A 26148-nucleotide genomic window follows, 5' to 3' on the forward strand; every position below is an offset into this window, starting at 1 on the left:
CGTCCGTGGTCGTGGGCTCGTAGGCCGTCGCATCGGACGAGGTGAACCCCGTGACGGTCGTGCCCGAGGCCCCGGCCAGCTGGTCCAGTTCGGTCAGGAACGACGACAGGGCGGCTTGGGACGGCACGGACGTGTCGAGCGTCGCCAACTCGGACTTCAGGTCGGGGAGGGCGGCGTTGTCGGCCTCGAGGGTCGCGAGGCTCTCGCGCAGGGTCTCGTTCTGCGTCTCGACGCTCTGTTGTTGCGACTCGGCGAACGAGGCGGCGGCGAGTTGCGGCTGCACCCCCACGAGGAATCCGAGGGCGATCACCACGACGCCGGTCAGGGCGGCGGCGATCAGCATCATCCGGTTGCGGTCCATGGTCACTCGCCGGCCTTCTGGTCGAAGCGGCCCGAGAAGGCGTCCGCCGTGATGTGCATCGTGATGTCCGCTCTGTAGACGCCTTCCTCGAGGGTCACCGAGCCCGGCTGGGCGTCGGCGAAGCCGGGGAGGGTCGCGAGCCCGTTCAACCAGTCGGGCACGGACGGCAGGGTCGGACTCGACGCCTGGAACGTGAGGGTCGCGACACGCGAACCCTGCAGGGGCGCCGTGGGCTGCGTGTACTGGACGAGTGGCGAGGCCTGGTCGAGCGAGACGCTGACGATGGTCACGCCGACGGGCAGTGTGCCCTGCACCTTCTCGAGGTAGGTCGGCCAGTCGATGTCGGTCGAACCTCCGACCTTCTGGGCGGCCTCGACCAGGTCGAGCTTTCCCTGCGTGGTCTTCAGGTCCGCGTACTTCGTCTGCGACATGAGCAGCGACTGGGTCTCGCCCTGGGCGGTCATCAGTCCGTCCTCGGCCTGCATGCGTTGGAGGAACGCCGCACCCGATCCGATTCCGACGACGACGGCGACCACGACGACGCCGGCCCAGACCCGACGGGTCAGGGCCGCGGCGCGACGCTCGGCGCGGACCTCCGGGGGCAGCAGGTCGACGCGGGGCGCGCCTCCTACGGTGATGCCGGTGTCTTTTCCGCGGGTTCTCATGCTGCGCTCCCCAGGGCCAGGCCGAGGGCCACGGTCAGGTCGGTCGACCGAGACCGCAGGGCGGCCTCGTCGAGGTTCTTCGCGAAGCCCACCGTCGCGAACGGGTCGGCGAGGGCGACCGGCAGGCGGGTGACCTCGCTGAGCGCCTCGGGCAGGCCGGGCAGGGCAGCTCCCCCGCCGGCGATCATGATGCCCGCGACGGTCTCGGTCGGGCGGGTGTTGACGTAGTACTGGATCGTGTTGCGCAGGCTGCCGAGCAACTCGTTCACGGATTCGAAGATCGCGGCCGACGCGGCCTGTTCGTCGGGAGTCGTCACGGTCGTGGCGAGACCGCGGCCGAACTTGATGCCCTCGGCGACCTGGGCCGAGACCTCGAGCTTCGTCGCGACGGCTTGGGTGACGTCGTCTCCGCCCGAGGGGATGATGCGGACGAACTGGGGGACGCCGTCGGCGATCATGATGACCGAGGTCGTGCTGTGCCCGATCTCGACGAGCGCCACCGTGCCCGCGATGCGCGGACGGGTGACGAGGAGGCGCGTGTTCGAGAACGGGATCAGGTCGACCCCCAGCGTGGTCAGGCCGGCGAGCTTGCTCGCCTGGACGTTGCCGAGCACGGCGTCCTTGACCGCCGCGATCAGCAGCCCGTGGACGACGGGACCGTTCTCGCCGAGCCCCTCGGCGTAGGGGTAGAAGTCGAGGAGGGCGTCGGCGACCGGGACGGGCAGCATGTCCTGCACCTGGAACGGCAGCATCTCGCGGATGCGCTTGTGCGACGCCTTGGGCACGGTCATGTCGCGAGCGAGCACCCGCTGGTTGCCCATGCCCAGCACGACGCGCTTGCTCTTGAACCCCCCGGCCGACCACAGCTGCTTGAGCGTGCCGGCCATGGTCTGCGACTCGATCACCTCTCCGCGGCTCGCCGCACCGTCGGGCAGGGACACCTCGCTGAACCGGACGATGGTCGGCTTGGCCTTGTCGACGTCGGCGACCTCGACCGCCCGCACGAAGCGGCTGCCGATGTCGATGCCCACGATGTTCTTGCCCATCAGTTCTGCTCTCTGTCAGCTCGCCGGGTCATGCCAGGCCGAGGAGGGTGAGGTACGCCGTGGCGACGGTGCCGCCGGCGAAGACGCCGACCCAGGCGCCCGCGAGCATCCAGGGGCCGAAAGGGATGCCACCGGTGCGTTCGACGCGTCGGGTGACCAGGAGGACGACGGCGTACAGGCCGCCGAGCAGGAACGCCGCGAAGGCTCCCACGGCGAAGTCGCCCCAGCCGAGCCAGGCGAGGTACAGGCCGAGCACGCCGGCGAGCTTGACGTCGCCGAAGCCCATGCCGCCCGGGTACGACAGCGCGGCGATGAGGTAGAAGGCGAAGAGGGAGGCCAGGCCGATGGCGGCGCGGACGAGCGCCGCCCAGTCCCCGACGAGGATGCTCGAGGCGGCCAGGAGGACGCCCCCGACCGCGTAGGACGGCAGGACGATCGCGTCCGGCAGCCGGTGGTGTTCGAGGTCGATCACGGCGAGCGCGACGCTCACGCCGGCCAGCCAGAGGAAGGCGACGAGGGACAGGAGGCGCGCCACGAGCGGCAGCGCCTCGGTCGGCACGCCGACGAGCGGCCACAGACGGGCGGCGACGAGCACGAAGAACAGGCCGGTGGCCAGTTCGACGATCGGGTACCGGGCCGAGATGGAGGTGCGACAGTCGCGGCACTTCCCGCCGAGGGCGAGCCAGCTGACCACGGGGACGTTGTCACGGCGGCGGATCGGCGTCGAGCAGCTCGGGCAGGCGCTCGCGGGTCGCGCGATCGAGATGCCCGCGGGAACGCGGTACACCACGACGTTGAGGAACGATCCGATGAGCAGTCCGAAGCCACCCGCCACGAGGACGGCGGTGATCCACGGAGCCGCGATCACGAGGCGGCCCCGGTCGACGTGAAGGCGGCCTTGACCTCGGTCTGCGTGGTGACGCCGTACGAGGTCGTCACCGGGCTGAGGAACTTCGGCGGCGCGAGGTAGCGCAGGCGCGTGTCGTAGGCGTAGGCCTTGATGTACCCATTGGAGCCGCTGCGGACGACGCCGCGGTACGCCTGCGAGATCGACCCCTTGATGGTCAGCGTGCCCCGGTCGCCACCGCGCCCGTAGTTCTGCACGAGGAACGAGTGCTGGACCGAGATGATCGCCGCGTCGATCTCGCGGTCACGGTCGCCGAGCATCGACCCGCCGAACGCGTTGACCGGGTTGTGCACCCAGGTCACGCCGTCGGAGGCCAGGCCGAGGATGTTCGTGCTCGCGTTCGTGGACGCGTAGGTGAGGTCGCCCGTGACGTAGAGGTAGTTCTTGGCCGCGATGGTCAGCTGCCCCTGGAAGGTGCCCTTGACGAAGGCGTCTCCGCTGCGGGCGCCGTAGGCGCAGGCCCCGGAGCCCGGACCACCGGCCGTGGTCGCCGTCGGCACGGACTCGCCGGCCAGGGGGTAGCCGACGTGGTTGTTGGAGCACGAGGTCTCGGTGAGGTCGCCCGTGGAGGCCCACGCGTTGACGTTGGACTTGCCCTTGCCCGACGCGGGCACGGGGATGTCCTGGACGTAGACCAGGTTGTTCACGGGCACGGTGATGGTCGCGCCGGCGGCCGAGCCGAGCTGGCCCTTCCCGGTGCCCGGCAGGCCGCACTCGGCCGGTGCGCTGCCCTCGGTGGCCTCGGCGTTCGCGAGCTGCGTCATCTTCGAGTACGGCGACTTGACGGTCATCTTGCCGTCGGCGGTGAAGACGATGTCGGTCGGCCCGGTGTAGAGGCAGCCGGGGCGCGGGACCTCGGAGGGGATGTCGGTTCGGGTCTCGCGCACCTTGTCGTTGTTGGTGTCGGGCATCTGCACGGTCGCCACCTGGCCGGGGACGCCCTTGTCGAAGGTCTGACCCGAGCACGCGCTGTTGTTCGAGTCGACCTTGGCGTACGTGCGGCCGGCGGTCGGGTCGGCCGTGGTCACGACCTCCTTGAAGGTCGCCGAGCAGACGCGCATCGTGTCGTTGGAGTGTGCCGGACCGTAGATGGTGTCGCCACCGCTGAACGCGATCTCACCGCAGTCGTCCCCCTGGGTGCGTCCCTCCCAGGCGTGCTTGGTGCAGTCCGCGTTCGTGCTGCGGGTGAGCGTGGGGTCCTGGGACTCGATGTCGGTGAAGTACAGGTAGTCGATGAAGCCCTTCTGGCGCAGGTCGGCGATGACCGATCGCGTGGCCGAACCGACCTTGCCCGTCGAGCGGATGCGCAGGGCGCCCGACCCGACGTACTTCGAGTTGTCGACCTCGTAGCGGAACTGCGCGAGGTCGGCGCTGCCCGGCACCGAGGCCCACGAGCCGGAGGGACCCGACCCGAACGCCTTGTTGGTCTGAGTGCCGGACGGCAGGGTCAGCTTGCTGGCGGTCGCCTTGCTGAACGGGGCGTCGGAGTCGCCGTACTGCTGGTAGCTGTTGTCGTTGGCGAGGCGAGACTGGTACTCCTCGACGCCGGCGTAGGCCGCGGCGAGGGCACCGTTGAAGTCCTGGTCGCCGTCGGCCTTCTTGAGCCCGCTCGTGGCCACGGTCAGGGCGGTGGCCGCCATGATGACGAGCACCATGCCGAAGATGAGGGTGATGGCCATGGCCATGCCGCTCTCGGGGGACGGGCCGGCCAGCCCGAGACGGGTGCGCAAGGAGGTCATGTGGTCGCCCCTCCGGCGAGGTTGGACAGCGAGACGGTGTTCTGCAGGGTGACCGCCTGGCTCGACATCGAGCTGGTCCGGTCGATGGTCAGCGAGATGGTCACCGCGGCGATGGAGGGCAGCTGCGACGCCGTGAGCGCACCCGAGGCGTCGGGGGTCAGCGTCTTGCCCGTGAAGTCGAGGTAGGTGAACAGTGGCGAACCGCTGCTCGCGGCCGTGACGACGGTGCCGCCGAGGGCGCGCTTGGTCGCCGGCGAGGTGAACTGCCAGAAGTCGGTCTGGAGGGGCGTGGCCACGACGGTGGACGAGCTGAGGGTGCGGTCGGCCTCGAGGCGGTAGGTCACGCGACGCGGCACGGTCGTCAGGGAGTCGGCGGTGTTGACGGCCGTCGTGAGGGTCAGGCTCTCGGTCGTCGCGAGCGTGAACGCCGACGCCTCGGTGCCCCCGGGCTGGGCGATCGTCCGAGCGGCCCGGATGGTCCGGCTGAGGTCGTTCAGCCCGTTCGAGGCGACGCGGGTGTTGACGTCGATGAACCGGGCCTGGGCCGTGGCCTTCGTCAGCGAGACGAAGGTGGTCGAGACGACGGCCAGGACGATGCCGAAGACCATGATGGCCACCAGCAGCTCGGCCAGGCTGACGCCCTCGTCTCGGCGGGCCCGGGCGAGCAGTCGCCGCAGCGCGGTCACTTGGCGGGCCTCGGGTCGAGCGTGACGACGTTCGCCGTGCCACCGCTGCCACCGAAGATGGCGCCGATGACGCTGCCGAATAACCCGCTGATGGTGAGTCCACGCAACGAGGACGAGTCCCTCCCGGACGAGAGCGACCACGTGCCGTAGGGCAGGGCGATCGTGACCTCGTTCGCCGGAGTCTTGTTCTTGACCGTGAAGGTGTAGGTCTGGGTGGCGGCGCAGCCCGGGTCGCCGTTCAAGGCGGTCGTGGACTTGGCCTGGATGACGGTGTCGCTGCCTGCGGCGAGCTTCACGGTCGTCACGCCCATCGGCAGCGGGTAGGTCGCGGTCTTCTCCGACGCGGCGACGAAGGGCTGGCGTGCGGCCGTCTTGCCGGCGGCGTTGGCCGGCCACGAGGCCGGATCGGGCGAGAGGCAGCTGCCGCCGTCCGTGCCGGCGGGCAGGTAGGTGCCGGCGATCAGCTGGTAGCCGGTCGTCAGAGGGTAGAGGTAGGCGTCGCTCACCGGGCCGTTGAGCACGTACGCTTCGGGCCCGCCGAGGACGGTGGTCTTGAGGTCGTTCGGCAGCAGCACGGTGCCGCCGGCGTAGTTCGAGGCATAGCCGAGCTCGAAGTCGTCGCCGAGGTCGTAGGTGAACGACACACCCGCGGTGTCGCCCTTGACGACGGAGGTACCCGTCTTGACCGGCGCGGGCTGCTGCCGGGAGTCGCGATAGGGCGCGGCGTCGGCGCGCGAGACGGTCACCTTGTAGGAGCCCGGCAGCACCTTGATGGCGACCGCGCATCCGTCGGCGTTGGTCACACCCGGCTTCGAGGCCGAGGTCAGCGCCTTGCCGGGCGTGTTCGAGCCGGCGTCGGGCTCGACCGTGACGACGACACCCGAGACCGGGCCGCCTTTGGTGTCCTTGACGCCGATGACGATCGTGCCGGTGTCCTGGTCGTTCAGGCGGCTGTTGGGGGCGAGGATCGTGTCGCTGCGCACGGGAGAGGTCGTCTTGCGCATGCCCGACCAGGTGACCGCGACCTGGAGGCGCTTGTAGAACAGCGAACCGTTGCCCGACGACGCGGCCGGGGTGCAGGTCGCGTCCACGCCGGTGGTGGTGATCCAGGCGGCGGTCTGGGCCACGGTGAACGTGGTGCCGTTGACGACGGTCGTCGTCGTGCCCGAGGCCACCGCCACGACGTCGGTCACGGAGCGGGCGACGTCGACGGCCTGGGCGGCGAGGTTGGTGGCGACCTCACGGCTGCGGTTGTCGCTCGACATCGTCAGCGTGGTGCCGACGGCGACGATGGAGCCGACGGTGATGATCGCGAAGACCAGGAGGGCGACGACCACCTCGACGATCGACAGGCCGGCCTCCCGGGCCTCGGGGTCGAGGGGACGGAGACGGGCGCTGAGTCGCTGGAACATGGTGGTTCACCTCCCGGTCGGGTCGAGGGCGTGGCGGCTCGTGGTCGCCGGAACGACACGAGAAGGTTGGGGACGTCCGCTGGCGCCGGGTGAGGGCACCAGCGGACGTCAGGGTCACCAGGTGGTGGCTGCTCCGCAGGCGCCGTCCTGCACACCGGTGTTCGTCGAGATGCGGAAAGTGTTGCCCGTCGTGCCCTTGGCGTTCACGCAGAAGTTGCTCGAGGTCGAGTTGGTGGCATATGCGGGGGCACTTGCCGAGCCGGAGTAGTCGGCGCTCGCGGTGTAGCCGTACTTTCCGAGATTGGCGGACGTCAGAGCCGGTGCTGTCGTCGCCGTGTTGTCGTTCGTGTAGCTCGCGACGATGGCCGTCTTGATGTTCGAGAGGTCGCTCTTCACGGCCGAGTCCTTGGCGTTGTTCTGCACGCCGAGGTACACCGGGATGGCGATCGCGGCGAGGATGCCGATGATGATGACGACGACGAGGAGCTCGATCAGGGTGAAGCCCTTGTCCTTGTCGTCGGAGAGGTTCTGGCGGCGGGCGCTGAGCTTGCCCATGAGGGTGAAGTACATGTCGCTGGTCCTGTTCGGTCGGGTGCGGGAGTGATGCCCGGTGAGGGGGGTGAGGCGGTCACTGAGCTCCCGCCGGGATCGATGGTGCCACCTGGGAAAGTGCCCCAGAATCCCTTGGAAGGGGGGTTTTGGCCCGCGACACGGCCCCAGTTCGGGTATCCCCCGAAAGGCCGAAAGCGCAGGTCAGCACCCGTTTGCGGGGTAGACCGCCCGGTCGCGAGACGCCCGGCACGAGAAGGAGGCGCGAGCCGGCCTCGTGAGCCGGCCCGCGCCTCCTGCGGGGGTGCCTGACGCGTTACTTGATCAGCGAGGTGATCTGGAAGATGGGCAGGTACAGCGCCACGATCATGCCGCCGACGACGACGCCGAGGAAGGCGATCAGCAGGGGCTCGATCAGGGCCGTCAGCGACTCGGTCGTCGACTTCACCTCTTGGTCGTAGAAGTCCGCGACCTTCTCGAGCATCGTCTGCAGCGAACCCGAGTCCTCGCCGACCGAGATCATCTGCGTGACCATCGACGGGAACACGCCCGAGTCGGTCAGCGGGCCGGCGATGGACTCGCCCTGCCGCACCGATTCGGCCACCTTGACCAGCGCCTCCTCGAGGACGTAGTTGCCCGACACCTCGCCCACGATGCGCAGTGCCGTGAGGATGGGCACGCCGGCGCCGATCATGTTCGAGAAGTTGCGGCTGAACCGCGCGATCGCGATCTTCCGGAACAGCGCGCCGAAGACCGGCAGCTTGAGCTTCAGCGGGTCGAGGAACGCCCGCACCTTGACCGAGTTCTTGTTCGTCCGCCACCAGATCGAGAACGCGATGCCCACGACGATGCCGGCCGGCACGACGTACGGCATCGCCCGCGACGCGTAGACGAGCATCATCGTCGGCAACGGCAGCTGGCCGCCGAGGTTGGTGAACATGTCCTGGAAGATCGGGACGATGAACAGCAGCATGATGACGACCGCGACGAGCGACATCACGAGCACGACGACGGGGTAGGTCATGGCCGACTTGATCGTCGACCGCAGCGCCACCTCCTTCTCGAAGTTCTCGGCCGTCGACTCGAGCGCCTTGTCGAGGAACCCGCCGGTCTCGCCCGCCTTGATCATGTTGATCATCAGCGGCGGGAAGTCCTTGTCGTGCTTGCCGACCGCGTCCGAGAACGAGACGCCGGTCTCGACGTCGTCGCGCACCTCGGCCATGATCTTGGCCAGCCGCTTGTTGTCGACCTGGTCGGCGAGGATCGTCAGGGTGCGCAGCAGCGACAGCCCCGAACCGATCATGGTCGCCATCTGGCGCGACATGACCGCGATGTCCTTCATCTTGACCGCACGGTCGCCGAGCCCGGGGATCGACACCTCGCGCTGCAGGCCGGTGCCGGCACCCGCCTCGCTGATCGAGATCGGCTGCACGCCCATCGTTCGGAGGCGCGTGATGACCGCGCCCTCGCTCGACGCGTCGACCTTGCCCTTGACGACCTTGCCGGCCCCGTCACGCCCCTTGTAGGCGTAGGCGACTGCCCCGGCCATCAGGCGGCCCCGCCAGAGAACGAGTCGCCGAAGTCGATGCCGCTGTCGAGGCCCTGGCTCTCGGACTTGTTGATCACACGCGTCACGAGGCGGTCGAACCCTTCACGGTCGTGCACCTTCTCCATCGCCGCCTTGTGCGTCACGACGCCGGTGTTCACCAGGTCGGCGAGCTTCTGGTCCATCGTGTGCATGCCGAGGTCACGGCCCGCCTGCATCGACGAGGCGATCTGGTACGTCTTGCCCTCGCGCACGAGGTTGCCGATCGCGGGGGTCATCATCATGATCTCGGTCGCCACGACCCGGCCGCGGCCGCTGGCCTTGGGCAGCAGCGTCTGGCAGACGACGCCCTGCAGCGTCGAGGCGAGCTGCGTGCGCACCTGGTCCTGCTGGTACGGCGGGAACACGTCGATGACGCGGTCGATGGTCTGCGCCGCGCTCTGCGTGTGCAGCGTCGCGAAGACGAGGTGACCGGTCTCGGCGGCGGTCAGCGCGACCGAGATGGTCTCGAGGTCGCGGAGCTCACCGATCAGGATGACGTCGGGGTCCTGCCGCAGCACGTGCTTGAGCGCCGCCGCGAAGCTGTGGGTGTCGTGCCCGACCTCTCGCTGGTTCACGAGCGACTTCTTGTGCTGGTGCATGAACTCGATCGGGTCCTCGACCGTCACGATGTGGTCGGCCCGCGTGCGGTTGACGAGGTCGATCAGCGCCGCGAGGGTCGTCGACTTGCCCGAACCCGTGGGGCCCGTGACGAGCACGAGACCGCGCGGGAGCTTGGCGAAGGTCGACACCGACTCGGGAACGCCCAGGTCGCCGAGCTGCTTGATCTCGGTGGGGATCAACCGGAAGGCCGCCCCCAACGAGCCGCGCTGCTGGTAGAAGTTCACGCGGAAACGCGACTCGTCCGAGAGCGAGTAGGCGAAGTCGAGCTCGAGCTCGTCGTCGAACCGCTGCTGCTGCTCGGGCGTGAGCAGGCTCTCCAGCGCCGTGCGGACGATGGCCGCGTCCCAGACGGTGCCGCCGGCGAGGGCGGGTCGGAGGTCGCCGTCGACGCGGATCGTCGGCATGGCGTCGGTGGTGACGTGCAGGTCGGACGCGTTCTGCAGCACGACCTGGATCAGCGCCGAGACGAGTCCGGCGTGCGCGTGGTCGCGCGGGTGGCGGTGCAGCTCGATGCCGTGGAAGTCGGCCGCGTCCTCGGCCGTCGTGAGGACGGCGGTCGGCGCGTCGGCCGCAACGTGCTGCGGAGCGGGCGCGTCCCAGGGGGCGACCGTGGACGGGGCCGCCGGGGCGCCGGCGGCGGTCGGGAAGACGACGCCCTCGGCGGCGAACGGCGAGGCCGACGTGCTCGTCGCCATCGTCTCGGCCGTCGCCGGGATCGCGACGGTGGGGGCGGTGGCGGCGAGGTCCGTCGAGGAGTCGGCCCGCGCCTCCTGCATGGGGGTCGCCTGAGCCCGGGAGGCGCGGATCGGCTCCTCGAAGCGGGGGTCGACCCAGCCGGGTCGCGGCGTCGACGGCAGCACGTGGCCGGCGGGCGGCGGGCTGAGCGGTGCCGGGGAGGCTGCCGTGGGCCCTGCGGTCGCGGGCGACGTGAGCACGGAGGAGGGCGCGGAGACCGACGACGGGGCCGCGGCCGACCGGGGCAGGACGGGCGAGGGGCCCGTGTCGGGGACGAGCAGGGCCTCCTGGTCGGCGAGCGCGGCCTTGTCGACCAGGGCCTCGGCCAACCGGGCGGCGCGACGGCTCGAGGGGGCACGCGTGGGCGTCCAGCCCATGACCGGGTCCTGGCCACCGTCGAGGCTGTAGACGGGGCCCGTCGCGGCGCCACCGGGCGACGCGGGAGCGGACGGGAACGACGACGCGTCGGCCGGAGCCGTCGACGACGCGGTCGCGGAGCCGGTCGCGGTCGCGGTGGCTGACCGGACCTCGTTGCCCGGACGACCCGGCGTCCACCCTGCGAGGGCGGCCTCGGCGGCTGCGTCGTCGGGGAGGTCGTAGATCGAAGCGCTCATGAGAGGGGCTCCTCGTGGTCGGTCCGGGCTTCGCCGGAGGCAGGCGTCATGCGACGACCCGCAAGATCTCTTCGACGCTGGTGAGGCCGAGCTTGGCCTTCTCCCAACCGTCCTGACGCAGGCTCAACATGCCCTGCTCGCGGGCGACCCGGCCGATCTCGGCGCTGGACGCGCGGCTGACGGCGAGGCGTTCGATCTCTTCCGAGACGCTCATCACCTCGTGCAGCGCGATGCGACCGCGGTAGCCCGTGTTCGAGCACTGCTGGCAGCCCACCGGCTGGTACACCGTGGGGTTCTCGTCGGGCCCGACGCGGAACTTGAGGTGTGCCAGCTGGAGCGGCGAGTAGGCCGTGGGCGTCTTGCACCGGTCGCAGAGTCGACGAGCGAGGCGCTGGGCGACGACGCAGTCGATGGCCGAGCCGACGAGGAAGGGCTCGATGCCCATCTCGGTGAGTCGGGTGATGGCACTCGGGGCGTCGTTCGTGTGCAGCGTGCTCAGCACGAGGTGGCCGGTCAACGACGCCTCGATCGCGATCTGCGCCGTCTCGTGGTCGCGGATCTCACCGAGCAGGACGACGTCGGGGTCGGACCGCAGGATGCTGCGGAGCGCACTCGCGAAGGTCAGGCCCGCCTTGGGGTTGACCTGCACCTGGTTGATGCCCTTCATGCGGTACTCGACCGGGTCCTCGACCGTGATGACGTTGATCTCGGGACGGGCGACGGCGTTCAGGGTCGTGTACAGCGTCGTCGACTTGCCCGAGCCCGTGGGGCCGGTGACGAGGATCATGCCGTAGGGCTTCGAGTACGACTCGGCGTAGACGTCGAAGTTGCGCTCGAGCAGGTTGAGGTCGCGCAGGCTCATCGACGTGTTCGAGTTGTCGAGGATCCGCATCACGACCTTCTCGCCCCAGACGGTCGGCAGCGTCGCCACCCGCAGGTCGATCTGTCGTCCGCCGTGGCGCACCGACATGCGACCGTCCTGCGGCTTGCGGCGCTCGGCGATGTCGATCTCGCTCATGATCTTCAGGCGCGAGATGACGCCGTTCTGGATGGCCTTCGGTGCCGGCTGCATCTCGTGCAGCACCCCGTCGATGCGGTAGCGGATGCGCACGTCGGTCTCGGACGGCTCGATGTGGATGTCGGAGGCGTGGTCGGTGATCGCCTGGCTGACGAGCAGGTTGACGAACCGGACGATCGGCACGTCGTCGTCGGGACCGTCGGTGATGTCGGCCGCCGTCTCGTGCGCCCGCTCCTCCTCGAGGGTCGACGTGAGGTCGTTCAGCTCGTCGTCGGCGCGGAGGTAGCGGTCGATGGCGGCGCGGAGGTCGTTCTTCTCGGCGACGACGGGGTCGACGCCCATGCGGAGGCCGGCACGGACGTCGTCGATGGCGAAGACGTCGCCCGGGTCCTCCATGGCGAGGATCAAGGAACCGTCGCGCACCCCGATCGGCAGGACCTTGTGGCGTCGGCACACGGCCGCGGGCACCATCGTCACGGCCGAACGGTCGACGGGGTAGTCGATCAGCTCGACGAAGTCGAGGTCGGCGGCCGTGGCCCGGGCCCTCGCCACCTGCATCTCGGTGACGACGCCTCGCGAGAGGAGGTCGCGGATCGACGCCTCTTCCTCGGCCGGGCCGCGCGGGATCACGTCGAGCTGCTCGATCGGCAACAGCCCGTGCAAGATCAGGATCTCGGTCATGGAAGCCACGCGTACCTCCTCGGAAGTACAGGGCCTCGGGGGTAGGACGACGAGGCCGGTCGACGCTCGGGGTCGGGACCGAGCTTGCCTCACGCTACGGCCGGGACGTCGTCGCCGGCACGTCCCAGAGCGGGTGCCCCTCGAAGGGGTGCGCCGGTCGCCCCCCGGTCGGACTCAGTAGGCGCGGACCACCGTGGCGGAGCGCCTCGCGGCGACGAACCCGGCCCGGTCGTAGAGCCCCAATGCGCCCGTCGGGCTCACGGAGTCGACGTCGAGCACGGTCACCTCCAGCCCCTCGGCGACGTGTGCCTCGAGCGTCGACGCGAGCAAGGACTGCGCGAGGTGCCGTCCGCGCCAGGAGCGCCGGACGCCGACGTACTCGACGTAGGCGCACCGCCGCCCCAGGGCCGCCCAGTCCTCGGGGTCGACGTCGCTCAGCACGAACGCGACGACCTGCTCGGCGGCCTCGGGGTCGTCGAGGGGACGGGCGACCGCCAGCAGCGAGAGGTCCTGGCGGAACGTGCCGGCACCGACCATCCGACCCCAGCGGTCCTCGCTCGTCGGCTGGCTGCCCCAGTGGTCGCGGAAGGCGTCGTTACGGGCCTGACGCGTCGCCTCGACCCATTCGTCGGTCATCGTGACCAGGCGGACGGCCGGGTCGAGCGCGACGCGCTCGATCGGTTCCGTCAGGTCGCGCCGTAGCTCGGTCCACCACCGCGACTCGTCGAACCCCGCCCGACGGAACGCCGCCCGTGTGGCGAGGGCGTCCTCCTCGACGTCGGTCACGAGACCGGCCGGCAGGACCTCGTCACAGGCGGCCAGGTGCTGCTCGCCCCGAGCCCGTTGCCAGTCGAGGAGACGGCGACCGAGACCCTCGCCGCGTCGGCCGGGGTCGACACCGCCGGGGACCCCCACCCGCACGAGGCTGACCCGGGTCGGGCCCAGGTGGCTGAGTCCCCAGGCGACGAAGCGGCCGTCGGCGTCGACCCCGACGATGCTGTCCCGCACGAGGTCGATGCCGGGCGACGTGAGGTCGTCACGCACGACCTCGAGGGCATGGCCCCGGTCGGGGTGGTCGACGGCCCCGATGCGGGCACAGAGCGTGTGCAGGGGCACGAGGTCGTCGAGCGCGAGCGGCCGCCAGGTGACACCCGCGACGGATTCTGGTGGCAGCACGACGTCGGGCGCCGCCACCCGCTCGTGGACGGGACGGTCGGCCGTGCCGACGCTGACGCCCTCGGCGGCCTCGCCCCGGGCGACGACGGCCGGGGGCGCCGTCGCCGGTGCTCCGACGGCGCCGCCGACGGCGGAGGTCACGGTGGCGGTCTCTTCGGGCTGGTCGTCAGGCATCCGTCCATCCTGCCGGGTCTCCTCCCGCCGTCGCCTCAGCCCGGCGGGGGAACGACCCGCCGGCATCACCGCTCGGTCCGGTGACGGCGAAGGGCCCCGGTCCGCACGATGTGCGAGCCGGGGCCCTTCGAGGCGAGGCCTTCAGGAGGCGCGGTGCGGGTCAGACCCTCACCGCGCCTCCCGACGGGGTTCTCAGTTGTAGGTGCCGGGGGTGAAGTCGTCCGACGAGAACGAGTCGAAGTCCACGAAGCTCAGGTCGGCTTCGTTGAACGACGCATCGTCGGTGAAGACGCGGTTGGGGTACCGCTCCGCCTTCGCCTCTTCCGTCGCCTCGACCGACACGTCGCGGTAACGCGACAGGCCGGTGCCCGCGGGGATGAGCTTTCCGATGATGACGTTCTCTTTCAGACCGACCAGCGGGTCGCTCTTGCCTTCCATGGCCGCCTGCGTCAGGACGCGGGTCGTCTCTTGGAAGGACGCGGCCGACAGCCACGACTCGGTCGCCAGCGAGGCCTTCGTGATGCCCATGACCTCTTGGCGAGCGGACGCGGTCCGCTTGCCTTCGGTCAGTGCCGCACGGTTGATCTCGTTGTACTTCGACCGGTCGACGAGCTCACCGGGCAGCAGATCGGTGTCGGCGTGGTCGACGACGGTGACCTTGCGGAGCATCTGACGGACGATGACCTCGATGTGCTTGTCGTGGATCGGCACACCCTGCGAGCGGTAGACGTCCTGGACGCCACCCACGAGGTGCTGCTGCACCGCGCGGACGCCCTTGACGCGCAGGACCTCTTTCGGGTCCACCGCACCGGCGATGATCTGCTCACCGAGCTCGACGTGCTGACCGTCCTCGACGAGGAGGGTCGAACGCTTGAGCACCGGGTAGATCACTTCTTCGTCGCCGTTGTCGGGCTGCAGGATGACGCGGCGAGCCTTGTCGGTGTCCTCGATGGTGATGCGACCGGCCGAGTCGGCGATCGGGGACGCACCCTTGGGGGTGCGCGCCTCGAACAGCTCGGTCACGCGGGGCAGACCCTGCGTGATGTCGTCGGCCGAGGCCGAACCACCGGTGTGGAAGGTACGCATGGTCAGCTGCGTGCCGGGCTCACCGATCGACTGGGCCGCGATGATGCCGACGGCCTCACCGATGTCGACCAGGTTGCCGGTGGCCAGCGAGCGGCCGTAGCACTGGGCGCAGACACCGACCGCGGCCTCACAGGTGAGGACGGAGCGGACCTTGATGGTCTCGACGCCGGCCGCCACGAGCTCGTCGATCAGGACGTCTCCGACGTCGGCGCCGGCCTCGGCCAGCACCGTGCCCCCGGCGTCCACCGCGGCTGCCGCGAGCGACCGTGCGAACACGGTGTTCTCGACGGTCGCGTCGCGCACCATGACGCCGTTGGCGTCGGGTGCGGCGATCGGCATCTCGAGGCCACGCGAGGTACCGCAGTCGTCTTCACGGATGATGACGTCCTGCGACACGTCGACCAGACGACGGGTCAGGTACCCCGAGTCGGCCGTACGGAGGGCCGTGTCGGCCAGACCCTTGCGGGCACCGTGCGTCGCGATGAAGTACTCGGCCACCGACAGACCCTCGCGGTACGAGGAGATGATCGGGCGGGGGATGATGTCACCCTTCGGGTTGTTCACCAGGCCTCGCATGCCGGCGATGTTGCGCACCTGCAGCCAGTTACCACGGGCCCCCGACGTCACCATGCGGTTGATGGTGTTGTCGATCGGGAAGTTCGCCCGCATCTCGGCGGCGACCTCGTTCGTGGCCTCCGTCCAGATCTTGATCAGGTCGGCACGACGCTCGGCGTCGGAGATGAGGCCCTTGTCGAACTCGGACTGCACCGCCGCGGCCTGCTTCTCGTAGCCCGCGACGATCTCGGGCTTGCGCGGAGGCGTGAGCACGTCGGACAGCGCGACCGTGACACCCGAACGCGAGGCCCAGTAGAAGCCCGCGTCCTTGATGTTGTCGAGGGCTGCGGCGACGGCGACCTTGGGGTAGCGCTCGGCGAGGTCGTTGACGATCGTCGAGAGCATGCCCTTGTCGGTCACCTGCTGGACGAACGGGTAGTCCGCCGGCAGGTTCTCGTTGAAGAGCGCACGACCGAGGGTCGTCTCGAGCAGGATGTCCTGTCCGACCTCGTAGCCCTCGGGAGCCTCGCCCTCGGCGAAGTGCACGCCGTTCATGCGGATCTTGACCATCGCGTTGAGGTCGAGCGAGCCCTGGTCCTTCGCGAGGATCGCCTCGGCGACCGACGAGAAGGCACGGCCTTCACCCTCGGCACCTTCGGTGACCGTCGTGAGGTAGTGCAGACCGATGATCATGTCCTGTGCGGGCAGGGTCACCGGACGGCCGTCGGACGGCTTCAGGATGTTGTTCGAGGCGAGCATCAGGATGCGCGCCTCGGCCTGGGCCTCGACGGACAGCGGCAGGTGCACGGCCATCTGGTCACCGTCGAAGTCGGCGTTGAACGCCGCGCAGACGAGGGGGTGCAGCTGGATGGCCTTGCCCTCGACCAGCTGGGGCTCGAACGCCTGGATGCCGAGACGGTGCAGCGTGGGCGCACGGTTCAGCAGCACGGGGCGCTCGCGGATGATCTCTTCGAGGACGTCCCAGACCTGCGGGCGCGAACGCTCGACCATGCGCTTGGCCGACTTGATGTTCTGAGCGTGGCTCAGGTCGATCAGGCGCTTGATGACGAACGGCTTGAACAGCTCGAGGGCCATCTGCTTGGGCAGTCCGCACTGGTGCAGCTTGAGCGTCGGGCCGACGATGATGACCGAACGACCGGAGTAGTCGACGCGCTTGCCGAGCAGGTTCTGGCGGAAGCGACCCTGCTTTCCCTTGAGCATGTCGCTCAGGGACTTCAGGGCGCGGTTGCCGGTACCGGTGACGGGACGACCGCGACGACCGTTGTCGAACAGGGCGTCGACGGCCTCTTGCAGCATGCGCTTCTCGTTGTTCACGATGATCTCGGGAGCACCGAGGTCGAGCAGGCGACGGAGGCGGTTGTTGCGGTTGATCACGCGACGGTAGAGGTCGTTCAGGTCGCTGGTCGCGAAGCGACCACCGTCGAGCTGCACCATCGGGCGCAGCTCGGGCGGGATGACCGGGACGACGTCGAGGACCATGGCGGCCGGCGAGTTGCCGGTCGCCAGGAACGAGCTGACGACGCGCAGGCGCTTGATGGCGCGGATCTTCTTCTGACCCTTGCCCTCGGAGATCTGCAGGTGGAGGTTCTCGGCCTCGGTGGTGAGGTCGAAGGCCTCGAGGCGCTTCTTGATCGCCTCGGCGCCCATGTGGGCCTCGAAGTAGATGCCGAAGCGGTCCTGCAGCTCGTGGAAGACGGCGTCTTCCGGCTTGAGGTCGCCGACCTTGAGGTTGCGGAAGTCCTCCCACACGCGCTCGAGGCGGTTGATGTCCTCGTCGAACGACTTGCGCGTCTGCGACATCTCTTTCTCGGCGCCGTCCTTCGCACGACGCTTCTGGTCGCTCTTCGCGCCTTCTTCCTCGAGGACGGCCAGGTCGTCCTCGAGCTTCTTCAGGCGGTCGGCGATGCGCGTGTCGCGCTGCGACTCGAGCTGCTTGATCTCGAGGCGGAGCTCGTTCTCGAGCCCGGGCATGTCGGCGTGACGGCCCTCTTCGTCGATCGAGATGACCATGTAGGCCGCGAAGTAGATGACCTTCTCGAGGTCTTTCGGGGCCATGTCGAGCAGGTAGCCCAAGCGCGAGGGGACGCCCTTGAAGTACCAGATGTGCGTGACGGGGGCGGCGAGCTCGATGTGGCCCATGCGCTCACGACGCACGGACGACTTCGTGACCTCGACGCCGCAGCGCTCGCAGACGATGCCCTTGAAGCGGACGCGCTTGTACTTGCCGCACGCGCACTCCCAGTCACGCGAGGGCCCGAAGATCTGTTCTCCGAAGAGACCGTCCTTCTCGGGCTTCAGCGTGCGGTAGTTGATGGTCTCCGGCTTCTTGACCTCACCGTGCGACCAGGCGCGGATGTTCTCGGCAGTGGCGAGGCCGATCCGCAGCTCATCGAAAGTTGTTGCTTCGATCAAAATTTAATCCCTTGTCAGATGTATCGACGTGTCGTTGTGGGAAGGGGGCTTAGATCTCGTCGACGTTCGACGATTCGAAGCGGGAGGAGATGTTGATGCCGAGCTCTTCGGCGGCACGGAAGACCTCGTCGTCCGTGTCGCGCAGGCTGACCGTCTGGCCGTCGGCCGAGAGGACCTCGACGTTCAGGCACAGCGACTGCATCTCTTTGATGAGGACCTTGAAGCTCTCGGGGATGCCGGGCTCCTGGATGTTCTCGCCCTTGACGATGGCTTCGTACACCTTCACGCGGCCGAGGATGTCGTCCGACTTGATGGTCAGGAGCTCTTGCAGCGCGTACGCGGCGCCGTAGGCCTCGAGGGCCCAGACCTCCATCTCACCGAAGCGCTGGCCACCGAACTGTGCCTTACCACCCAGCGGCTGCTGCGTGATCATCGAGTACGGGCCCGTCGAACGCGCGTGGATCTTGTCGTCGACGAGGTGGTGCAGCTTCAGGATGTACATGTAGCCGACCGAGATCGGGTTCGGGAACGGCTCACCCGAGCGACCGTCGAACAGGCGCGCCTTGCCGGACGAACCGATCAGACGCTCACCGTCGCGGGTCGGCAGGGTGGAGTCGAGCAGACCCTCGATCTCGCGCTCGGCGGCACCGTCGAACACCGGGGTGGCGACCTTCGTGCCGGGAGCGGCGCTGAGCGCCTCTTCGGGCAGGTTCTTCGCCCACTCCTGGACGCCCTCGACGTTCCAGCCCTGCGCCGCGATCCACCCGAGGTGGATCTCGAGCACCTGGCCGAAGTTCATTCGACCGGGAACGCCCAGCGGGTTGAGGATGATGTCGACCGGGGTGCCGTCCGCGAGGAAGGGCATGTCCTCGACGGGGAGGATCGTCGAGATGACGCCCTTGTTGCCGTGACGACCGGCGAGCTTGTCACCCGCGGTGATCTTGCGCTTCTGGGCGATGAACACGACCACGCGCTGGTTGACACCCGAGCCGAGCTCGTCGTCTCCGTCCTGCGAGTCGAACACCTTGACGCCGATGACCGTGCCCTGCTCGCCGTGGGGCACCTTCAGGGACGTGTCGCGGACCTCACGGCTCTTCTCGTTGAAGATCGCACGCAGCAGGCGCTCTTCGGCGCTGAGCTCGGTCTCGCCCTTGGGCGTGACCTTGCCGACGAGGATGTCGCCGGGGCGCACCTCGGCACCGATGCGGATGATGCCGCGCTCGTCGAGGTCGGCCAGCAGGTCGGGGCTGACGTTGGGGAGATCACGGGTGATCTCTTCCTTGCCGAGCTTCGTGTCGCGGGCGTCGACTTCGTACTCTTCGATGTGGATCGACGAGAGCGTGTCGTCCTTGATGAGGTTCTGCGACAGGATCATCGCGTCCTCGTAGTTGTAGCCCTCCCACGGCATGAACGCGACGAGGAGGTTCTTGCCGAGCGCGAGCTCGCCGTTCTCGGTCGCGGGACCGTCGGCGATGACCTCGCCGACCTCGACGCGCTGGCCGGCGTCGACGATCACACGGTGGTTGTAGCTGGCGCCCTGGTTCGAGCGGTCGAACTTGCGCAGGAAGTAGTCCTGCGTGCCACCGTCGTCGAGCTGCACGGTGACGACGTCGGCCGACACCTCGGAGACCACGCCGGCGGCGTCGGCGGTGACGACGTCACCGGCGTCGATCGCGGTGTAGCCCTCCATGCCGGTGCCGACGAGGGGGCTCTCGCTGCGGACGAGCGGGACGGCCTGACGCTGCATGTTGGCACCCATGAGGGCGCGGTTCGCGTCGTCGTGCTCGAGGAACGGGATCAGCGACGTGGCCACCGACACCATCTGGCGCGGCGAGACGTCCATGTAGTCGACCTCGGCCTTGTCGACGAGCTCGACCTCGCCGCCCTTCTTGCGGACGAGCACCTTGTCGTCGACGAAGTCGAACTTGTCGTCGAGGGGGGCGTTCGCCTGGGCGACGACGTAGTCGTCTTCTTCCGACGCGGTGAGGTAGTCGATCGTCGTGGTGACGTTGCCCTTCTCCACGCGACGGTACGGCGTCTCGATGAAGCCGAACGAGTTGATGCGCGCGAAGGACGCGAGCGAACCGATCAGACCGATGTTCGGGCCTTCAGGGGTCTCGATCGGGCACATGCGGCCGTAGTGCGAGGGGTGGACGTCGCGGACCTCGACGCCGGCGCGCTCACGCGACAGACCGCCGGGGCCGAGCGCGCTCAGGCGACGCTTGTGCGTCAGGCCCGAGAGCGGGTTGTTCTGGTCCATGAACTGCGACAGCTGCGAGGTGCCGAAGAACTCCTTGATCGCGGCGACGACGGGACGCACGTTGATCAGGGTCTGCGGCGTGATCGCCTCGATGTCTTGCGTGGTCATGCGCTCGCGGACGACGCGCTCCATGCGCGACAGACCGGTGCGGACCTGGTTCTGGATCAGCTCGCCGACCGCGCGGATGCGACGGTTGCCGAAGTGGTCGATGTCGTCGACGTCGAGGCGCAGCTGGACGGGCTCGCCGTCGCGCGTGCCGTTCATCGACTTCTCTTCGGCGTGCAGCGACACGAGGTACTTGATCGTCGCGACGATGTCGTCGACGGTCAGGACCGAGTCACCCAGGGGCGCGTCGATGCCGAGCTTGCGGTTGATCTTGTAGCGACCCACCTTGGCCAGGTCGTAGCGCTTGTGGTTGAAGTAGAAGTTGTCGAGGAGCGCACGTGCGGCCTCGGCAGCGACCTGCTCGCCCGGACGGAGCTTGCGGTAGATGTCCTTGAGCGCCTCTTCCTTGGTGAGGATGGCGTCCTTCTCGAGGGTGGCCTCGATCGAGGCGAAGCCCTTGAACTCCTCCATGATCTCTTCGCTCGTCAGGCCGAGGGCCTTGAGGAAGACGGTCACGCTCTGCTTGCGCTTGCGGTCGATGCGGACGCCGACCTGGTCGCGCTTGTCGATCTCGAACTCGAGCCAGGCACCGCGGCTCGGGATGACGCGAGCCGAGTAGATGTCCTTGTCGCTGGTCTTGTCGGAGGCGCGCTCGAAGTAGACGCCCGGGCTGCGGACGAGCTGCGAGACGACGACACGCTCGGTGCCGTTGATGATGAACGTGCCGCGCTCGGTCATGAGCGGGAAGTCACCCATGAAGACCGTCTGGGTCTTGATCTCACCGGTGAGGTGGTTCATGAACTCGGCGTTCACGTAGAGCGGCGCGGCGTAGGTCTTGCCACGCTCTTTGCACTCGTCGATCGTGTACTTGGGCTCTTCGAGCTCGGGAGCCGTGAACGAGAGCTGCATGGTCTCGCCGAGGTCTTCGATCGGCGAGATCTCTTCGAAGATCTCTTCCAGGCCCGAGTGGAGGGCCAGGTCGGTGCGGCCCTGCTCGGTCGCCTCGGCGAGGCGGTCCTTCCAGATGTCGTTGCCGACGAGCCAGTCGAAGCTCTCGGTCTGGAGCGCCAGCAGGTCGGGGACCGTCAGCGTGTCGGTGATCTTGGCGAACGAGAGCCGCGATGCGTTGCGACCGTTCTTGGGTGAGTTGGTGGATGCGTTGTTCGCAGCAGCCAAGGAAGTAACCTCCGTGGACCCCGTCGGGTCATCACTGTCGGACAGTATGTGGTGAGTGAGTGAACGGCCCTACCCGGCGGACACCATCCACCCCGCCGTCATATTCGGGGGTGGGTGTCTCGAGACGTTGTCGACCGCAATATGACGACAGGACGCACGGGGAGCGCAAAGGTCCATACTAGGTCGCCCCGGACACGCCTGGCAAGCCCTGTCGTTGACCTTTCGCCCGAGCTTCGGTATAACCCGGGCGCATGCACAGGCATTCCACGGGATCGGGGGCCGCGCGCGCCTCCTCGTCCCCGGGATGGGAGGCTTGGGGCATGGCCGCACAGCACGACGAACCGCCCGTCGAGATCTCGATCGGGGCGGGTCTCGCCCGCGTGGACGAGGACCGGCACCGCCCCGGTTCGTACACCCTCGTCGTCGACGGCACGCCCCAGTCGCACGTCGACCTCGACGACCCGACGCACCTGGCCTTCGAGTACGTCCGGCGGATCGGGCACGCCGTCGACCTGCTGCCCGAGGGGCCGGTCACCGCGCTGCACCTCGGCGCCGGCGCCCTGACCCTGCCGCGCTACGTCGAGGCGACCCGACCGGGCTCGCGCCAGCAGGTGATCGAGCTCGAGGCCGACCTCGTGGCCCTCGTGCGCGAGACGCTGCCGCTGCCCCGCGGGGCCTCGATCCGGGTGCGCTACGGCGACGCCCGCGAGGTCATGGTGAAGCTGCCCGCCGGGCTGCGCGGCACGGTCGACCTGCTGATCGTCGACGTGTTCGGCGGCTCGCAGATCCCCGCACACGTGACGTCGCTCGAGTTCTACACGGCGGCGGCGGAATTCCTGTCGCCGAACGGCATGCTGATCGTCAACTCGGCCGACGGCGCGGGGCTGGCCTTCGCCCGCGGCCAGGCGTCGACGCTCGCGACCGTGTTCGAGCACGTGGTCGCGGTCGCCGACCCCGCGACGCTCAAGGGGCGTCGCTTCGGCAACGTCGTGCTGATCGGTTCGCCGTCGCCGCTGCCGACCGATCGCATGCCGCGGCTCTACTCGTCGGACCCGCTGCCGGCCAAGGTCGTCCACGGCCGTGAGCTGCGCGACTTCGTCGCCGGGGCGCCGGTCGTCACCGACGCGACGGCCGTGCCGTCGCCCGAGCCGTCGCGGAGCGTGTTCGGGGCGCGGTGACGACGCCCCGGTCGAACCACCGGGCCGCCCCCGTGGCGCCCACGACGGCGGCCGAGGCGAGGGCCGTCGCGACGACGACGGGGACGACGTCGGGCAGGGTGGGGATCACCTGCACCCCGGTGGACACGGCGAGCGCGATCGAGAGGCCCGTCGACGTCGCCACGACGAGTCCGACGGGCAGTGTGGCCGTGAAGATCACGACCAACCCCTCTGCCAGGGCGATCCGTCGGGCGACGGCGGGTCGGGCCCCGTGTGCGGACAAGTGGAGTCGGTCGGGGTCGCGGCGAGGGCCGCGGAGCAAGGTGGAGGCGGCCGCACCCGCGAGCGCCACGGCCGATGCAGGCCCGAGGGCCAGAGCCGTCTGACGCCACTGTGGCGCCGAGGCTCCGGCGGGTGACACTCCAAGCATGACAGCCAGGTCGAGTGCGGACCCGGTCGCCATGACGAGACCGACGAAGAGGCCGACGGTCACCGTAGTCGACACGGCGGACACGGTCCCGTGGACGGCACGGGCCTTCGTGATCCGCCAGACGATTCCTCTGCCAGGGGGCACCAGCCGTGTCCATCGGCGGACGAACCAGGGCACGAAGGACGGGTACAGGAGCACCACACTGGCGACCGACACGACACCCGCCGTCGACTGCAGCGCGAGCAACCGAAGGGCAGGCGTGAAGAACGCGAGCTCGGAGAACGCGGCGACGTCGGCCTGGTCGAAGAACTCCGCGCCGGACGTGACGGCCGCCGTCAGTCCGTCCCAGACGAGGACGAGGGCCGCGACGGGCAAGACGAACGCGAGCCACATCGCGGCGACGACGCCGATGCGACCTGCGGGCGGGGCGGCAGCCACCGTGTGATCCGCCCCCTCGCCGCGGAGGACCCGAGCCGGGAGGCGCGTCGAAGCCCTGGAGGCTGCCGAGCCCGTCGACAGCAGGGACAGCCCCACGACGGACGCAGCGCTGCACGTCCACGACAGGCTGCCGCCGACCAGCAGCACGAACGAGGGGACGACGGTGTCGAGGGCAGGACGGACCAGCACCAGGACGAGGACGTGGGCGAGTGGCGCGGCGAACACCGACCCGAGGACGGCGCAGCCCCCTGCCCGGGCGAGCGCGAGACGAACGACGTGCCTCGGACCCAGCCCTGCGGTCGACAGGAAGGCGCTCTGTACCTCGTCGCCGCGCACGGCGAGTGCGTGCACGCGGATCAGGACGACGACCGTCGCCATCGCCGTGGCGACGACGACCGGGCTCACGTCGGCGTCCACCGGATCGGGCTCGACCCACCGCATGATCTCGGATGACACCGCGATTCCCAGCGCGAAGGTCAGGGCCGAGGTCGAGACGAAGGCGACGATCGTGGCGGCGAGGACCGCCCGGGGGTCTGCACGGATCGACCTCCAGGCCAGCCAGACCGTCATGCCGTGCCAGCCGAACGGAAGATGGCCTCGAGCCCTTCCGGAGTCGGACCGGTCACGTCATGGCGCACTCGGCCCCGGTCGACGAAGACGACGCGATCGGCAGCGGACGCCACCCTCGGATCGTGTGTCACGACGAGGACCGCCGCGCCGGCACGGGCACGGATGCGGATCATCTGGACCACGGCGTCGACCGATCTCGGGTCGAGCCCGTCGGTCGGTTCGTCGAGCAGTGTGACGTGCGGCGGCTGGACGGCGACCCGGGCCAGTGCGACCCGGCGCCTCTCGCCACCCGACAGACCCTCGGGCAGTTCGTCGGACCTGTCGGCGAGTCCGACGCGACGAAGGGCGTCGTCGATCACGTCAGCCGGGGGCCGCTCGCCGCGGATGCGATGGAGGAGTTCGACGTTCTCCCGGACCGTCAGAGCCGGCAGGAGGTCGTCCCCCTGGAGGAGGAGGGCGACGTGGTGAGCCCGGACCCACGCACGGCCTGCGGCGTCGAGCGCCTGGATGTCGCCACCGAGGACGTCGACGCGACCCGTCGAACAGTCCTGTAGCCCGGCCACGCACCCGAGGATCGACGACTTGCCGGACCCGGAGGGCCCCATGAGCGCCACGGTCTCGCCCCTCGCCACGGTGAACGAGATCTGCTCGAGGACGGGGCGCCGCGCACCCTCGGTGTCCACCACGTCGTGGCCGACCCCCCACAGCGACACCGCCGTCATCTGGTGCCTCCGCGGAGGAACAGGCGGTCGAGCGAGGCGTCGCGGATGACGAACCTGACCGACTCGCCGACGACGCAGTCGGAGGCAGCTGGCGAGAGGCATCGGATGCGGCTGTCATGCATGCGTCGCAGGTAGCAACATTCTTATCTGCAATGTCAGACTGTTGAGGGGGCTGCAGTTATCTTGGGCAACCCGCCACGATGTGGACACGACGCCACGCGAAAGGGTGGCGGTGTGTCCATTTCGTGGCGGCGCGAGGGTGCGGCGGCGCGGCGGCGTAAGGGTGGGACCGCGCGGCGGCACGAGCGGAGAGCGACCCGGGCCAGGAACCTCGGGGCCGGGCGGCGGGACTACTGGTCGGCGCGGGGGGCGGGGGCGCCGAGGGCGGCACGCAGGCGGGCCTCGGCGTCGTCGGGGGCCTTGGCCGCCTCGACGTTGGCCTCGGTCACGGCCTTGATGACCTCTTCGCGCTGGATCTTGACCCCGCGCGGTGCGTCGATGCCGATGCGCACGCCGTCGCCACGGGAGTCGAGCACCGTGATGACGATGTCGTCGCCGATCACGATGCGTTCTCCGACCTTGCGTGTCAGCACCAGCATCGGGCCAGCTTACCGAGCGCGGGGCGCTCCGGTCGCGGCGACAGGCAGGAGGCGCGGGTCGGCGATCGCGGGACGGCATCGGCCACGAGGCACCACCGCGGGAGGACGACCATCGCAGGAGGCGCGGCTCAGCGGCCCGCGCCTCCTTCGCGCCAGCCCACCGGCACGCCGAGCAGGTGCACCGTGCCCGGGGTCGCCGTGTCGTCCTCGCCGACCACCGCGGCCGCGACCACGGGCGCGACCGCCCGGACGGCCTCGACCCAGCGGGCCGTGTCGTCGTGCTTGCGCCCGACGTCGACCGCGACCCAGACCTGGTCGGCGGCGATCGCCTCGAGGGCGGCGGGTGCGGCGGCGTCCCAGGCGAGGGCCGTCACGACGGCCGAGTTCTCGTGCACACCGGTGGCGCGGGCCAGGATGCCGCTGCGGCGGTCCGACACGTCGACCGAACGCAGCCCGAACGTCGAGGCCATCTGGGCGGCCACGCGGAAGGCGTCGCCGGGGCGGCCGACGACCACGACGAGGTCGCCTGCCCCGCGCGACACGTCGGGGGCGGGCGGCACACCCGGAGAGGCCACGGCACGGGCCTGCGCGGCGAGGGCGTCGGCGGCGGCCGCGAGCGACGCCGCCGTCCGACGGGGAGCGGCC

Annotated in this window: 18 protein-coding genes and 1 pseudogene; 1 reads left to right on the forward strand and 18 read right to left on the reverse strand. The window is 69.4% G+C overall.

The window, feature by feature from the left end:
- From SZ60_RS12740 to rpoB, 14 genes are all read right to left on the reverse strand, one after another.
- Window positions 1-361 (reverse strand): hypothetical protein (locus tag SZ60_RS12740; protein WP_043596490.1); only part of this gene is annotated, 361 nt, incomplete at its 3' end.
- 2 nt (window positions 362-363) lie between these two features.
- Window positions 364-1026, reverse strand: a complete 663-nt coding sequence (locus SZ60_RS12745) for a hypothetical protein (protein ID WP_043596491.1) — start codon at window positions 1024-1026, stop codon at window positions 364-366.
- Window positions 1023-2072 carry a type IV pilus assembly protein PilM gene (gene pilM, locus SZ60_RS12750; protein WP_043596493.1) on the reverse strand — a complete coding sequence of 350 codons (1050 nt, stop codon included), beginning with the start codon at window positions 2070-2072 and terminating at the stop codon, window positions 1023-1025. The genes SZ60_RS12745 and pilM overlap by 4 nt, the downstream gene beginning before the upstream one ends.
- Before the next feature lie 28 nt (window positions 2073-2100).
- Window positions 2101-2940, reverse strand: coding sequence for an A24 family peptidase (locus tag SZ60_RS12755; RefSeq protein WP_231567165.1), 840 nt, complete (start codon window positions 2938-2940; stop codon window positions 2101-2103).
- Window positions 2937-4718, reverse strand: coding sequence for a hypothetical protein (locus tag SZ60_RS12760; protein WP_043596494.1), 1782 nt, complete (start codon window positions 4716-4718; stop codon window positions 2937-2939). Before SZ60_RS12760 ends, SZ60_RS12755 begins: the two co-directional genes overlap by 4 nt.
- Window positions 4715-5404, reverse strand: a complete 690-nt coding sequence (locus SZ60_RS17830) for a type II secretion system protein J (RefSeq protein ID WP_043596496.1) — start codon at window positions 5402-5404, stop codon at window positions 4715-4717. The genes SZ60_RS12760 and SZ60_RS17830 overlap by 4 nt, the downstream gene beginning before the upstream one ends.
- On the reverse strand, window positions 5401-6816 hold the full coding sequence (locus SZ60_RS12770; RefSeq protein WP_043596497.1) for a carboxypeptidase-like regulatory domain-containing protein: 1416 nt from the start codon (window positions 6814-6816) through the stop codon (window positions 5401-5403). Before SZ60_RS12770 ends, SZ60_RS17830 begins: the two co-directional genes overlap by 4 nt.
- 114 nt (window positions 6817-6930) lie before the next feature.
- Complete coding sequence (locus tag SZ60_RS17875) at window positions 6931-7386, reverse strand: prepilin-type N-terminal cleavage/methylation domain-containing protein (RefSeq protein WP_052505393.1); 456 nt, start codon at window positions 7384-7386, stop codon at window positions 6931-6933.
- Window positions 7387-7681: 295 nt separating this feature from the next.
- Entirely contained in the window at window positions 7682-8914 is a 1233-nt protein-coding gene (locus SZ60_RS12780) for a type II secretion system F family protein (protein ID WP_043596499.1), read from the reverse strand.
- Complete coding sequence (locus tag SZ60_RS17835) at window positions 8914-10923, reverse strand: type IV pilus twitching motility protein PilT (protein WP_304413406.1); 2010 nt, start codon at window positions 10921-10923, stop codon at window positions 8914-8916. The genes SZ60_RS12780 and SZ60_RS17835 overlap by 1 nt, the downstream gene beginning before the upstream one ends.
- Before the next feature lie 46 nt (window positions 10924-10969).
- Entirely contained in the window at window positions 10970-12631 is a 1662-nt protein-coding gene (locus SZ60_RS12790) for a GspE/PulE family protein (RefSeq protein WP_043596501.1), read from the reverse strand.
- Between the two features lie 165 nt (window positions 12632-12796).
- A complete protein-coding gene (locus SZ60_RS12795; protein ID WP_052505394.1) occupies window positions 12797-13972 on the reverse strand; it encodes an N-acetyltransferase in 1176 nt (391 codons plus the stop codon).
- A 192-nt stretch (window positions 13973-14164) separates the two neighbouring features.
- Window positions 14165-18046: a DNA-directed RNA polymerase subunit beta' gene (locus SZ60_RS12800; RefSeq protein ID WP_043596503.1), complete on the reverse strand. Its 3882-nt coding sequence runs from the start codon at window positions 18044-18046 to the stop codon at window positions 14165-14167.
- Window positions 18047-18095: 49 nt separating this feature from the next.
- Window positions 18096-21587, reverse strand: coding sequence for a DNA-directed RNA polymerase subunit beta (gene rpoB / locus SZ60_RS12805; protein WP_043596504.1), 3492 nt, complete (start codon window positions 21585-21587; stop codon window positions 18096-18098).
- 320 nt (window positions 21588-21907) lie between these two features.
- Between rpoB and SZ60_RS12810 the strand changes: the two genes are divergently transcribed.
- A complete protein-coding gene (locus SZ60_RS12810) occupies window positions 21908-22765 on the forward strand; it encodes a spermidine synthase (protein ID WP_043596507.1) in 858 nt (285 codons plus the stop codon).
- Here the strand turns inward: SZ60_RS12810 and SZ60_RS12815 are convergent.
- From SZ60_RS12815 to SZ60_RS17540, 4 genes and pseudogenes are all read right to left on the reverse strand, one after another.
- Window positions 22704-24182 carry a hypothetical protein gene (locus tag SZ60_RS12815; protein ID WP_043596509.1) on the reverse strand — a complete coding sequence of 493 codons (1479 nt, stop codon included), beginning with the start codon at window positions 24180-24182 and terminating at the stop codon, window positions 22704-22706. The two genes, SZ60_RS12810 and SZ60_RS12815, sit on opposite strands and share 62 nt — an antisense overlap.
- Window positions 24179-24895 carry an ABC transporter ATP-binding protein gene (locus SZ60_RS12820; RefSeq protein ID WP_197073565.1) on the reverse strand — a complete coding sequence of 239 codons (717 nt, stop codon included), beginning with the start codon at window positions 24893-24895 and terminating at the stop codon, window positions 24179-24181. The genes SZ60_RS12815 and SZ60_RS12820 overlap by 4 nt, the downstream gene beginning before the upstream one ends.
- Before the next feature lie 359 nt (window positions 24896-25254).
- Window positions 25255-25503 (reverse strand): carbon storage regulator CsrA, encoded by a 249-nt coding sequence (gene csrA / locus SZ60_RS12825; RefSeq protein ID WP_043596512.1) that lies wholly within the window; start codon window positions 25501-25503, stop codon window positions 25255-25257.
- A gap of 128 nt (window positions 25504-25631) precedes the next feature.
- A pseudogene (locus tag SZ60_RS17540) lies at window positions 25632-26148 on the reverse strand (hypothetical protein); the annotation flags it as partial.

Source organism: Frigoribacterium sp. MEB024 (genome assembly GCF_000878135.1).
In the GTDB taxonomy this organism is placed as follows: Bacteria; Actinomycetota; Actinomycetes; order Actinomycetales; family Microbacteriaceae; genus Frigoribacterium.

Coding starts and splice junctions, on each gene's coding strand:
- SZ60_RS12745 (WP_043596491.1), bottom strand. CDS start 1,026: ATGAGAACCCGCGGAAAAGACACCGGCATCACCGTAGGAGGCGCGCCC.
- pilM (WP_043596493.1), bottom strand. CDS start 2,072: ATGGGCAAGAACATCGTGGGCATCGACATCGGCAGCCGCTTCGTGCGG.
- SZ60_RS12760 (WP_043596494.1), bottom strand. CDS start 4,718: ATGACCTCCTTGCGCACCCGTCTCGGGCTGGCCGGCCCGTCCCCCGAG.
- SZ60_RS12770 (WP_043596497.1), bottom strand. CDS start 6,816: ATGTTCCAGCGACTCAGCGCCCGTCTCCGTCCCCTCGACCCCGAGGCC.
- SZ60_RS17875 (WP_052505393.1), bottom strand. CDS start 7,386: ATGTACTTCACCCTCATGGGCAAGCTCAGCGCCCGCCGCCAGAACCTC.
- SZ60_RS12780 (WP_043596499.1), bottom strand. CDS start 8,914: ATGGCCGGGGCAGTCGCCTACGCCTACAAGGGGCGTGACGGGGCCGGC.
- SZ60_RS17835 (WP_304413406.1), bottom strand. CDS start 10,923: ATGAGCGCTTCGATCTACGACCTCCCCGACGACGCAGCCGCCGAGGCC.
- SZ60_RS12795 (WP_052505394.1), bottom strand. CDS start 13,972: ATGCCTGACGACCAGCCCGAAGAGACCGCCACCGTGACCTCCGCCGTC.
- SZ60_RS12810 (WP_043596507.1), top strand. CDS start 21,908: ATGGCCGCACAGCACGACGAACCGCCCGTCGAGATCTCGATCGGGGCG.
- SZ60_RS12815 (WP_043596509.1), bottom strand. CDS start 24,182: ATGACGGTCTGGCTGGCCTGGAGGTCGATCCGTGCAGACCCCCGGGCG.
- csrA (WP_043596512.1), bottom strand. CDS start 25,503: ATGCTGGTGCTGACACGCAAGGTCGGAGAACGCATCGTGATCGGCGAC.